General features: G+C 40.0%; 8 protein-coding genes. 2 read left to right on the top strand and 6 right to left on the bottom strand.

What is annotated here, in order from left to right; genetic code table 11:
• Positions 1-33: 33 nt before the first annotated feature.
• The 4 genes from I6J03_RS07565 to I6J03_RS07580 all read right to left on the bottom strand — a co-directional run bounded on the left by I6J03_RS07565 (position 34) and on the right by I6J03_RS07580 (position 4,745).
• Positions 34-594: a discoidin/SUN/FTP domain-containing protein gene (locus I6J03_RS07565; RefSeq protein WP_003008969.1), complete on the bottom strand. Its 561-nt coding sequence runs from the start codon at positions 592-594 to the stop codon at positions 34-36.
• A 96-nt stretch (positions 595-690) separates the two neighbouring features.
• Positions 691-1,374, bottom strand: coding sequence for a response regulator transcription factor (locus I6J03_RS07570; protein ID WP_003008970.1), 684 nt, complete (start codon positions 1,372-1,374; stop codon positions 691-693).
• A 10-nt stretch (positions 1,375-1,384) separates the two neighbouring features.
• On the bottom strand, positions 1,385-2,803 hold the full coding sequence (locus I6J03_RS07575) for a sensor histidine kinase (RefSeq protein WP_003008974.1): 1,419 nt from the start codon (positions 2,801-2,803) through the stop codon (positions 1,385-1,387).
• Between the two features lie 148 nt (positions 2,804-2,951).
• On the bottom strand, positions 2,952-4,745 hold the full coding sequence (locus tag I6J03_RS07580; protein WP_232279761.1) for a polysaccharide biosynthesis protein: 1,794 nt from the start codon (positions 4,743-4,745) through the stop codon (positions 2,952-2,954).
• Between the two features lie 542 nt (positions 4,746-5,287).
• Here I6J03_RS07580 and I6J03_RS07585 point away from each other — a divergent pair.
• Positions 5,288-6,079 (top strand): tyrosine-protein phosphatase, encoded by a 792-nt coding sequence (locus I6J03_RS07585; protein WP_002997995.1) that lies wholly within the window; start codon positions 5,288-5,290, stop codon positions 6,077-6,079.
• A gap of 193 nt (positions 6,080-6,272) precedes the next feature.
• On the top strand, positions 6,273-8,819 hold the full coding sequence (locus I6J03_RS07590; protein ID WP_201694272.1) for a carboxylesterase family protein: 2,547 nt from the start codon (positions 6,273-6,275) through the stop codon (positions 8,817-8,819).
• 45 nt (positions 8,820-8,864) lie between these two features.
• Here the strand turns inward: I6J03_RS07590 and I6J03_RS07595 are convergent, their stop codons facing one another.
• Positions 8,865-10,388, bottom strand: a complete 1,524-nt coding sequence (locus tag I6J03_RS07595; RefSeq protein WP_232279762.1) for a SusD/RagB family nutrient-binding outer membrane lipoprotein — start codon at positions 10,386-10,388, stop codon at positions 8,865-8,867.
• Between the two features lie 28 nt (positions 10,389-10,416).
• A complete protein-coding gene (locus I6J03_RS07600; RefSeq protein WP_003008983.1) occupies positions 10,417-13,764 on the bottom strand; it encodes a SusC/RagA family TonB-linked outer membrane protein in 3,348 nt (1,115 codons plus the stop codon).
• Between the last annotated feature and the right edge of the window lie 6 nt (positions 13,765-13,770).

Raw genomic sequence — 13,770 nt, forward strand, 5'->3', positions numbered from 1 at the left:
AGTTTAGTTTAGAAATTGATTAGATAGGATGGCTTATTCAGGCACGTTAATAACTCTCCACTCCGCAAGCTGAAACAGTCCTGTTCCCCCCCGAATAGCTTTCACATTCAAACGGTAATACCGGTATTTCTCTTTGTTACTGATATCAAAACGTACCTTTTGGTTGCGGGATGTAAACAGATAGCCCTGTTTACTGTCTACTGATATCCATGCGGATCCGTCATTAGACCCCATAAGTTCCCAGTCTTTAGGATCACGATCCTGCGCATCATTGGCAGATGCAAGAATGTAAGCACCTACAGAAATACCTCCCGGAAAAGAAAGCTGCATGTAAAGATCATCATAGTATGGATTGATCAGAAATTTGGTATTATAGTCCTGGTCGACTACTTTCAGGGATCCCTCATTTGCGGTTTTCCCGCCCGAGTTTTCACGATTAACCGAAAGGTTGCCATAGGCCGTGATGTCCATCTCAGGTTCCTTTTCGGATTCCAATAGGTCGTATTGCCTGACTTCGGTTTTGTCGCAGCCCGTCAGACAGGCAAACAGCCCGCAGAGGACAAATGCTTGTTGAAATTTGGTTAGCTTTTTCATAAATTAAGGTAATTGTTACACTAAAACGGATTAGCATATCGAAATTACAAAGCCTTAATTAATAAAGTTGTTAACCGGTTGTTAATGACAAAAAAATCAGGACTGTGGTATACGGAAAATAAATCCCACCTTATAGACGGTTTCTAATTGCACATTAGCAGAATGCGACAACAGCTTTCTGATGCGGGACACAAATACATCCAGACTTCGACCAAGAAAGTAATCGTTCTCACCCCAGACTGCCAGCAGAATGTCTTCACGTTTGAGCACACGGTTAGGATTCAGTGCAAAATACTTCCAGACAGCAAATTCTCTTTCGGTTAGTTTTACCTCATAATTATTCTCAAAAATCAGCATCATCTGATCCTGAATAATACGAATATCTCCGATAGCCAGATCTGCAGATCGTCTGACCTGCTGGCGATTAATAATATTATGAATACGCCAGGAAAGTTCTTCTATATCAAACGGCTTAGTGATATAATCATCGCCTCCCAGTTTTAACCCATAGATCTTGCTTTCTTTTGTATTTCGGGCGGTCAGAAAAATAAAACGTTGCTCAGGTTGAGTTTCTAATAGCTGACGAACCAGGTCAAAACCTGTATCATCTGGCAACTGCACATCCACAATTAACAAATCAAAAAGTTGTTTCTCACACAACTCTTCCGCTTCACGGCTGGATGTTGCCAGTAAAGTCTCAAATCCGGAAGTTTGCAGATATTGCTGCGTCACCAGACCCAGATCTATATCATCCTCAATAATCAGAATCTTTCCCTTCATAACTCGTATGTTAATTAACGTCCACCATAGGGATAACTAATGTAAATACTGACCCTTCTCCGATTACAGTATCTACTTTAATATCCCAGTCATGTTGTACCACGGTCTGTTGCACATAATACAACCCCAGCCCTACCCCGTTTTTCGCATACTCCGGCTTACCTCTAAAAAATTTTTTAAACATATGCGTCAGCGTTTCTTTATCTATCCCATTTCCGTTGTCCTTCACATGAAGTTCAATTAGCTGTTCCTGCACAGTTACCCATACCTGAATAAGTTTATCCTTCCGGTTGTTGTACTTAACTCCGTTTTCTACCAAATTATTGAGTAATGTCGTAAACATAAATCTGTTAGTAACAATATGATATCGCTTTTCTTCATCTTTGGGAGAATAATCAATTTCGACCTCTTTCCCGCAATTGATACGCAGGTCTGTAACACTTTCGTCCAGCAGCTCATGAAGATTGTAGATATCTTTTTCTACATGATGAGGGCTGAACTTACTCACATTGATAGCCTGATTGATAAGCTTGTCAAGCCGACCGGCTTGTCTGTCGATGATATCCAGATTGATAGTAGTCATGCCGCCTGTGCTATCTGCAGGGATATCTCTTCTCACATTTTTACTCGCCACCTGTATTGTTGCCAGTGGAGTATTAAATTCATGGGTAATATTATTAAGAAAATCTGTCGTCATTTCATTCATTTTCTTTTGTCTTACCCAATTGTTGAAGGTCAGAAAATAAATTCCGACAACAGCCAGCAAACAACAGCCTGATAACAAAAGTAAAGGAAGAATATTTTTGAGAACCGCTAACGTTTTACCGTCTTTATCTGCATACAGGGAAAATTCGACCCGATTGCTATATTTCAGATGGGAAGAAATAAATAAACTGGAAACCATTTGATGGGGCTTGATCAACCGGGGATCTCCCTGAATAATGGTCATGGTATCAGGAGATGACATTGGGCCGGAGTCGAGCAAATCAATGAAACTGTGCCCGTCAAAAGTAACAGAAATACCACCCAGAACCAGTGTATATTTAAAGTGAGAATCCAGATTATCCTTTTTGAGCAGTTCCGCAAATAAGCTGTCCATCGTAGATCCTTCCTGAAGCTGTCGGACAATCTGATGATAGATTTCTGCGCTCCTCTTTTTGAATAATTCAGGATCGCTGTGATATAGACTATCCAGTGTTGACATTTTTGGCAACAATACGGAATCAATTATAGCTTGTCCTCCCGGAAAGAGCTTGTCGTTGATAATGGCTCTCTCATACGCTATTTTAAGCTTATTTTTCTCCTTTTTGAACAGATCATTGCTTTTGATAGTATACGTACTTGATATCAATTGATATTGCAAGATCATCAAAACCAAAAAACTGGCAATAGCAATAAGTTTATAAATTCTTTCGGTATTCAGGTACATAAATCAGCGATTGGGTATTCGCAAATTTGGTAATTATATAGCAAAGAGACCAATTTTATTTTATTCCGGAACATATCTCTTCAAGATAAATCCGGTCAGTCCATTCGTATACATAAGGGTTGATTTTTCTAAATGGGAACCAGTTCTTTTATTCCCGATTTATTTCCACAGTAGGCTGACTGTCCAGTTGTTCGTATATGGAGTTTTGCGATACAAATTCGGGTACAATATTTTTTAGAATCCGAACCAAATTTATTGGTTTTATTGTTCCTGAACGCCTATCCCATATGTGTTCACAAAGCTTATCCAGCAAAATCCTTTTCTCATTCAGGTCTTCACTGTTGATCTTCGCGATCATTATTTTTTCGTGATGTGTTCTGATTGTATTTTCATTATTTGCCAGCAACTCTTCATATATCTTTTCTCCCGGGCGTAGTCCAGTTATCTTGATATCAATATCCTCCGGATAGCGGTAGCCTTTTAGTCGGATCATACGCTTCGCAAGCTCTATGATCTTTACAGATTTGCCCATATCAAAGACAAATATTTCTCCGCCCTTACCCATTACTCCCGCTTCCTGAACAAGCTGGCAAGCCTCCGGAATAGTCATAAAATAACGTGTAATATCGGGGTGCGTCAGTGTCAAAGGACCACCTGCTTCCATTTGTCTTTCAAATAAAGGAATAACAGATCCGTTTGATCCCAGTACATTACCAAAACGGGTAACAATAAAGGCTGTCTGCAATTGTTGCTGACAGCTGTTTACGTATATCTCTGCAGCTCTTTTTGTCGCTCCCATCACATTCGTCGGATTAATCGCTTTATCCGTCGAAACCATAACAAATTTTTTGGCTTTATACTTAACGGCCATATCCGCCACATTTCGTGTGCCTATAACATTTGTTAAGATAGCTTCATATGGATTTTGTTCCATTAACGGAACGTGTTTATATGCCGCCGCATGAAACACCAGATCCGGATGAAACTGTGCAAATATCTCCTCCATAAAAAGCCGGTCTCTCACATTACCCACTATATAGTGCACCCGTTCAGGATGAGTAGCGAGTAGCGTTTGCTGCACATCATATATAGCCGATTCAGCCTGATCGATCAAAATTAACTGATCATAATTCTGTAGGGAAATCTGTCTGGCCAGTTCGGAACCTATTGACCCTGCAGCGCCAGTCACTAATATCACTTTTCCATACATCTCATGCTGTATAGCTGGATTATCCAGTTGAATAACCTTTCTACCTAAGAGATCTTCGATTTTTAACGCCCTGATCTGCCGTTGTTTTCCGGCATTTAACATAGTATTAGATGGAGGCATTATTCGTATCTCCAGTTCCAGATCCTGCGCCTTTTCAGTAATACGTTCCAGTCTCTCCGGATCATTATTCTCTACCGCAATAATAATCTGCTCGATATTACAGTCATGGATCAATTGTTTATCCAGACGATCCAAGCCCAGAATTTTGAATCCAGCGAGGCGCTTGCCTACTCTTGATGGTTTGTCTTCTACAAATGCAAATACTGAATATTTGACCCTTACATCATCTCTTAGTAATGACAAAGCCATCAGACCAGGTCTTGAAGCTCCGAAAATCAAGACATTTACCTGTTTTCTTTTTCGTAGAAAAAATGCTTCATAAATAGTCCTGTAGAAAATACGTGCAGCGACCAGCACCACCATACTTAGAAATGCATGCATAAAGAGTACAGCGTATGACATGCGCAGGTAATCGTCCAAAATCGAGTCTTCCGGAATAAAAAAGCGGAAAACAAAATTTGCTGCCATTAATGTCAGCATTGCCACCCATATGACTTTGAATACGCTTATAGCATCCCGAATACCCGTCTGTCTGACAATTCCTCTGTAGGTACCATAGCCGATAAAAAAGAAAAGATAGACCAGAATAATCAGGATACCCTTTTTCAACATTAAGTCCAGCTCAAAACTGCCCTTAAAACTGTTAATAATAAAGTTGGAGAATAAATAACAGAAAAATACAATTGAGATATCAATCAGCAAAATAACCCATCTGGGATTATCCTTTCTTAATCTTCGCTTTAGGTCTATAAAATTCCACATATCACATTTTCCGTGATCACAAATATGCAAGTATTATTCCACATTCGTATCAATTCTGATAATAATCAAATTTGGACAACTTTTTGCTATAATAAAAATCAGTAGATATAAATGATCGTTAAAATTTATAAAAATGTATGGATATTAATAGTTAACATTTATTATCCCTTTACGCAAGTCCAATAATCAACACGCATTCAAAAATATGAAAAACAAATACAAAATCAACGCTTCGTTAATTTTAGATATGCCAAAAGAAAATAAAAGTAAATATTCTACTACATTTTCAAATTAAACAACTTATCTTTGTAATTGATAATTATTTAATTCTGTTGTAGCGTATAGGATCAATACAACGTTATGATTAATAATTGTACAGTATAAACAACAATATGAGTCTTCTATCAAAGTTATTCCGTAAGAAAGAAAATACACTTCATCATAATGCCCTGGCTTTTATGGAGGTTGATATGCATAATCACCTTTTACCAGGTATTGATGATGGTAGTAAATCAGTAGACCAGTCTGTAAAACTAATTGAGGGATTACAAGAATTAGGACTACACAAGTTTATATGTACTCCCCATATCATGGATGGTGTATATGCCAATACGAGTCGAACGATTGACGCTGCGTACCAAAAACTTAAGTCTACACTTGTTTCCAGAGAATCAAAAGTAGAGCTTAGCTTTGCGGCTGAACATATGATTGATCAGGGTCTTGACCTCATCATAGCAGATAATAAATTATGCGTGATGCCTAATGATTATGTACTCATAGAGATGTCCTATTTAGCGGAATCAAAGTCTTTATTTAGGACGATCATGGATATACAGGCTATGGGTTACAAACCCATATTAGCCCATCCGGAGAGATATAACTATTATCATCAGAACTTTAAGATTTTTAAACAAATCAAAGATGCCGGCTGTGCCCTTCAACTTAATCTGCTGTCAGTGTCCAGATATTACGGCAGTAATGTAAAAACAACTGCGCTTACGTTGATAAAATCTGGGTTATATGATTTTATCGGAACAGATATTCACCACGAAAAACATCTGGCAGCTATAAAAGAAGTCGCTACAAAATATCCGTTAGGCGATCTTCTGAAAACCTGTCCGATTCGCAATCATGAACTCCTTACAAGTAACAACCCAAGCAAAGAATTTATTGCTGTAGGATAAACGGATATAACAATATTATCAAAGCAACTCCAAAAATGGGTTGCTTTTTTTTTGTATATATTGTTCATATAGCCCTTCATATTCTCTTAAAAATTATTGCTCTTAACACATATTTGTAACGACATTATCAATCTGTTTTGGCGAAAATTTCAATTTTATATGTTATTATTACAGTGCTTAAACCTTTTTGCATATGAAAAACAACCTATTACTCTTAAAACAGAAGCATTTCTTTTTATTCTTATCATTTAGTTTAATATCCTTATATGCAGGCGCTCAAAAAACGCATACCTTTACTGAAGGTCTGCATGTTGAGATTCCCCAGAATTATGGTCGGGAAGCGCTGTATACAGATGAATTATTATGGCAACTCTACAGCAACAAGCTATCTACACCTGCAGCTGACAAAACCTTAGAACTTTCCCTATCCCAAAATAAATGGATAAAAGCGACCGCAGACAGTACAGGCTTCTTCAGGCCTGAACGGGGAAAGGGAGGAAATCTCCGGCAGCCTAATAACCCTCCCGGTCCGGGGCGAATAGCAGAACAGAATACAAGTCCCAGACCTGCACAACAATTCCGTGGTCCAAGACCCAGCTATCTGTATCTGACTTACAATTCATCCAAAGAACAAACTGCAATATTGAATGTGAAGGGAAATAGTGCGGTACTTGTAAACGGGGCTCTGCACTTCGGGGATCCGTATAGAATGGGATGGATGGACATTCCTGTACAGTTAAAAAAAGGACTTAATGAATTTTATGTCCGTGGAGCTTATGTATCAGCGAATCTAACTTTTCCGCAGCATCCCATCCAGTTTTCGACTCAGGATCTTACTTTACCGGATATCGTGCAGGGTAAAGATAACAGTGACCTCATTATAGGAATTGTACTATTAAATAATAGTACTCACAATCTCTCAGGTCTTCAGGTACAAAGTACTACAAACGGCCGGAAAGTGATCAGTGCTGTGCCTGTCATTAATGGTAACAGCACCAGAAAAATAGCTGTACGTATTGATGGATCCACTGTTCAGCAACCGGGAAACATCAGTTCTCAATTATCTTTATTAAAGAATGGAAAAGTTATTGGTCATACGCAAATTCAGTTAAGAAGTGTGGATCAAAAAACGGCTTACAGAGTTACATTCGTAAGTAATATAGATAATAGTGTACAATATTATGCGGTCAACCCTGCAACAGGAGGAGAAAAACCTCAGGATGCGCTCTTCTTCTCTGTACATGGAGCAGGAGTAGAAGCTCTGGGTCAGGCACAAGCATATCAATCTAAAGATTGGGGAACATTAGTGGCACCTACAAATCGCCGCCCCCGCGGATTTAACTGGGAAGACTGGGGACGCTTAGATGCTCTGGAAGTACTAAGTTTAGCAAAAGCCAGATTGCAGCCGGATACACAACGCATCTACCTGACCGGACACTCAATGGGAGGACATGGAACCTGGTTTTTGGGGGCTACCTACCCGGATAAGTGGGCTGCAATAGCACCATGTGCAGGATATCCGACCCTGAAAGGTTACGGGTCTGCAGATGGATTAGTGCCCGAAAAAGGACGTAATGCACTGGAAGAAGTATTACTTAAATCGGGTAATCAGAGCGATGTCACTGCCTACGCAACAAATTACAGACCACTGGGTGTGTATATATTGCATGGCGATGCAGACCGCACAGTTTCTGTGGATTATGCACGACAGATGCGAAATATTCTGGGTGAATTCCATCCTGATTTTAGCTATTATGAATATCCCGGTGGTTCTCATTGGTATAGCAACGAAAGTGTAGACTGGAAGCCTTTATTTGATTATTTTAAGTGGCACAAAAGGAAAACACAAAGCGAGGTTGATCATATAGATTTTATGACCGCTAATCCCGGAATATCAGCTTCTTATTATTGGGCAACCGTCTATCAGCAAATCCATCCACTGGATTATTCCCGTATTCTCTTAGATCGCGATATAACGAAGCATAGTATTGTAGGGCAAACAACAAATGTACAGACACTGCGTCTGGATCTGAGTGGTTTTAATAATGAAGAACCTGTATCTGTAACTTTAGACAGCTTAAATACCATTGAATACCGCATGACAGACTCCGAAAAGCCTTTTATTTATCTGAAAAAAGAAGGAGTATCATGGACTGTAACCAATGAGCCAAGCCTTGCGCGTAAAGGTCCTCACAGAAATGGCACATTCAAAGAAGCATTTAACAACAGGATGGTCTATGTTTACGGAACTCAGGGAACGAAAGAAGAAAACAATTGGGCCATGGAGAAGGTGCAGTATGATGCTGAAGCCTGGTACTATCGGGGTAATGGTGCATTTGATATCATTGCTGACCGGGATTTTGAAGAAACCAAATATGCTGGCCGAAATATTATTCTGATCGGTAATGCAAAAACAAACAGCGCATGGAATACTTTGATGAAAGATTGTCCGATTCAGGTGGAGACAGGAAAAATCAATATCGGAGGGAAAACCTATGCGGGAAATGATTTGGGCGGATACTTTTACTGGAGGAAACCGGGATCAGATGTTTTATCTGTGGGAGTAATTACCGGCACCGGAATCGCAGGTATGCGGGCAGCAACGGCTAATCAATACTTTGCCGGAGCGAGTGGCTTTCCTGATTATATGTTCTTTAAACTGGCTATGCTCAAAGATGGAGTCGAAGGTATTGTAGATGCCGGATTTTACAGCAATGAGTGGAATGTAAAATCTAATTAGAAATAAGAAAGAGCTGGAAATATCCAGCTCTTTCCTTTTCACTATTTATTGTAATAACCACATCGGCTTATTGATATCATCTATACCTCCGTATTGTCTTAATACGGCTGCATCTACATTCGCCGTATTATAGTTAAATTCACTGGAAGGATATTTCCATCGGACCGGAATCTTATCCGGAGCTTCAGAATTGAGACTACTTGCAGGGTTGATCTTCCATTTCGGATATCCTGTCCTGCGATAATCATAATAGGTATAAAATTCAGACTGTAAGAAACTGGCCAGATACTTCTGCGTTATGATGGCTTCTATACGGGCTTCTGTTCCGGCTGGAAAAGTGCTGCCTAATCCATTAACATATGATGTTACATAAGAAGCATCTAATGGCATATTGTGATGAAATTGTTCCGCATTAGGGGTGTTATCATAGATAAACTTCATAGAAGCCTCTACTCCCTTTTTATACCAATCCACCGGCTGATCAGACACCCAGCCTCTTGCCGCAGCTTCCGCTATTATAAAACAAACCTGAGCATACGAAAGTTGTTGCGTAGGCTCTCCTGTAGCAAGTTCAGTATACCGGTCATTCAGTTTTGAATAATCTTTTGTTCCTTTTATTGCCGTGATATTATCATAGACAAGAGAAGGGTCGATACCTACATAGGCGGCAAAATCTTTCTGTGTCAATCCTCCGGTAATTTTGACAGGAGAAGGGGCTGCATAATAGAACAGTCTTCTATCCTGTAAGGTCTTCAGCCGGTCTATGACTTCAGTGGACATTATCGGGTAAATGGTAAAATTGTTACCCACTTTATAAAAGGGATAAGTCTGACCGCTTTTATCCGAACGAATCAGCTGATAGTTGTCCGCATTTGATGTAAAAATAGGCTTAGCGGCAAGAATTTGCTGAAATCTGGTTTTCAGTTGCAGATCGGCATCTCCTTCTTTTTTACTTAACTGCATCAGAACATTTAAGGCAAAGCTATTGACCAGTTTACGCCATTTGACAGGATCTCCTCCATACATAGGATCTCCAACGAATTTTCCCCCTTCCGCAAATAACTGATCAGCCATTTCCAGTTCTTTCAAAATACCCAGAAATACCTCTTTTTGAGTATCATATTTCGGAAAATAATTTTTATCCAGCTCACCTTTCAAAGCATCCTGGTAAGGGATGTCTCCCATATCCATGGTGGCTTCGAAAAATTTCACTGCCCTGGCAAAATACATCAGGCCATCATATGATTTAGCCAGTTTTTCGGTACCCGCGAATTTTCCCATAAAATGAGCATCGTTGATGGATGTGAAACTCAGACTGGATGCTCCGAAACCATTATATTGGAAGGATTCGACAAATTCTGTCCAGACAATATTCTTATTCAGCATATAAGGTTGTAAGAAACCTTTCTGACTTGGCTGATTCGCAAGATTTATAATAATACGGGTTGCTATCATTGCTGAAGTCACTTTTTCAGGAGCTTCAGGGTTGGTATTGACTTCGTCAAATTTGGAACAGGAATAATTACTTATGACGAGTCCCAACAGGATATATTTTAAAATTTTTTTCATTTTAACTGTGGTTAAGATCTTTGATAATCTAAAAACTGACATTTATATTAAAGCCTATGTACCGCATAGAAGGAGAATTAAGGTCTTCAGATCCTACATCCGGATCTGAAAAACGATATTCTTTCGTCCATAAGAACAGATTTTGTCCTGTCACACCTACACTTGCTCTTTTTGCCTTAAATCTGGCTGCAACTTCTGCAGGCAGATAATAACTCAATGAAATCTCTCTCAGTTTGATAAACGTTTCATCCCAGATATTGCGTGTTCCTGAATATGCCCTCTTCCAGTACGATTCATAGGAAACGGTCTTATCATTAGGTGCGAACTGACGTGTATCCGTCACGATCTGACCATATTTGTCATAGGTTACATTTCCGGAGACAATCTTAACTCCCTGACCAATATATGTTTTGTTACCGTTGACCACTTCTTCGTATCGTTCAGGAGAGTCTGAATCCGGATGAGCGCCTGTCTGCCACAGACGGGCATTCATACTGGAATAGGAAAGTCCTTTTATACGACCATCCAGACTAAAGGATAAAGCGAAGTCATGGTAACGAAAGTTGTTGGTCAATCCCCATATCCATTTTGGAGCAGTATAGCCAAATAACCGCGACTCATGTACCGCACTGATCGGCATTCCGGAAGCATTGTGTACGATCTGTCCGTCAGGTGAACGTTCCCAGTCGCGTGTCACATAATGATCTGTACGTTCTCCGACTTTGACATATAGGGCATCTGCAGAATAGTCAGGATCCAGCTTATGATAATATTTCAGATTCTGGGACAGATTTCCGCTGATATCCCATTGAAAGTGTTCCTTTTTCACGGGAGTTCCTCCTATAGTGATCTCATGTCCTTTTGTCATTGTCTCTTCTTTTGTATTGATTAACCGGGATGTAAAGCCAGTAGCTCCCGAGATTGTAGCCGAAGTAATGGCATTGTGCTCTCTGCGGTAGTAACGGGTATAGTCACCATACAATCTGTTATTCAGAACTGAAAAGTCTAATCCCACCTCCGTCAGATTCCGTTGTGTAGGAGATATGGAAAAGTCTTTGATCGAATTTGGATAAGATCCCGTTGACAAGCCGTCCCAGACGTTCGCTGTCACTGTAAATGCCTGATTGATTTCGTACGGATCGAGAATCTGTTTGGTCACCGCCTGGGAACCTCTTACTTTTAACAGATTTAACCACTGTGGCTTCTCGAATAAATCAGACACAACTACACTTCCCGATAAGGACGGGTAGAAATAGGAACGGTTTTCTTTTGGAAGAGTAGATGACCAGTCATTACGACCAGTGGCTTCCAGAAAGATAAGATTACGCCAGGATAGCGACAATCTTCCATATACACTATTCGTCATTTCCTTGATCTTACTTTCCACGCTTGAAACCGGGCCTACCGAGTTACGAAGAGAGTAAAAGCCTGGAATAGCAAGACCATTAACGGTCGAAGCGGTTAGCGTATTGTTACGACGATAAAAAACAGCCCCGCCTAATAATCCGTCAATGCCAAAATCTCCAAAGGTTTTTTTCGCAGTGAATATCAGATCATTATTGGTAGAAAAGCCATCCTGTTTACGTGTCCAGTATTTACCTCTGTTATCATAACCGGAGAATCCTCCTCTGGTACCATATATACCCATAGGATTGGTCTGCTCCTGCGTATTCCCATAGTAATCATACCCGGACCGTAAAACTAACTTACCCCAGTCTGTAATCTGGTAATTAAGGGTAATAGCAGCATTCAGCTTATTGATTAGTTCAGCACTGATTTTCTCATATGCAGATAGATAAGGGTTATCATACCAGGCATTGTAATTCCAGTTTTGCTTTTCATTCTTAACGATCCAGTAATCCTTATACTGACTCAGGTCGTACTCAGGCCCTGTCCAGACGAGGATATTGTAAATATACCCCTGTGCATTATAACCTGCCCCGAAATCATTCGGTGTATTGCGGCGATTATATCCAAATCTGCTTTCCAGATTAAGCTTTTCGGTAATCTTTGTCTCTCCTGAAACGGAAATATTTGTCATGTTCAGCTTTGTATTGGGGTATTGTCCCTTATTGTAAACATGACTGATGGAAGTGGTAATGCTACCATTCTCTCCCTGATTGGTAAAACTTACACTATTGTTGCTGATAAATCCCGGTTCCAGAAAATTTTTAAAATTGTTTTTACCCTTAGACACCAGCTCGCTTTCCTCCAATTGCTTGGTTATCGGATTCCATTGCTGATAACGGCGACCAATATCCAGTTTATCTCCCCAAACCTCATCATCGGTATTGAATTTACCTCCATAGCCTGCTGAATATGAGGACTGGACACTTGGTAATGCCAGATATCCGGAAAAAAACATGTTGTTGGTACTGACAGATATCTCTGTGCCTTTACTCTTTAATCCTTTTTTGGTTGTTACCATAATGGCACCTCCTGCTCCGCGCTCGCCATAGAGTGCTGTGGCTGTAGCCCCTTTGAGTACGTTAATATTTTCAATATTATCTACCGGAATATCCCGTAAATTCATATTTTCATAAAGCACCCCATCGATAACCAAGATCGGATCCATTCCCCTCAAAGTAATAGAAGGCATCTTGTTGAATTCTGTACTATTGAATACACGCAATCCGGAAATACGTCCTGTAAGTGTTGTACCCACGTCTACTCCTTTTACCTTTTGCAGATCATCCCCCTTGATCTCCTGCACAGCGTATCCAAGCGCTCTTTTTTCTCTTTTTATTCCCAAAGCCGTTACAACCACTTCCTGTAACTCTTCGGATGATCTGTTGAGTTCAATCTGTGCTGCCTGATCTGCCGGGATCTCTACGGTACGATACCCCAAAGAAGAAACCACCAATATCGCTCCCGGAGCCACTTCTTCTATTGAGAAGACACCATTATTATCTGTTGTCGTCACTTTGTCGGTTCCTTTTACCCTGACCGTTACTCCGGCAATTCTGGCTTTGGTTTCCTGATCAATAATTTCTCCCTTCAGAATTTTTTGATCAGCATGAACTGTAATTTTCTGAAAACCTGTGTTTGTCCCCTTTTTCTTTTGTTCATGTTTTCTGGAAAGGACAAATAGCATGTTATCGACCTGACTTACCTGTAACTGATCATAGGATATTTCCATAATAAAGGCATTCAGATTATCCTTCTTCAGATTTTTAAGGTCCGTATCATCCTTAATTTTCAGATGTCCGATTCCTGTATCATAACCGAACCGGATATTCAGCTTTTTTTCGATTTTTGAGATAACAGGCCCGATTTCCCTGTTTTGCTGATTTTCGGCAGCAATCGTTTTTTGCACACACAGTTGCAAAAACAAAAGGCTACCCATAAGTTTTAGATAGTAATTGGTTTTTCTCATATGGAT

This window comes from Sphingobacterium spiritivorum (assembly GCF_016724845.1).
GTDB lineage: Bacteria > Bacteroidota > Bacteroidia > Sphingobacteriales > Sphingobacteriaceae > Sphingobacterium > Sphingobacterium spiritivorum_A.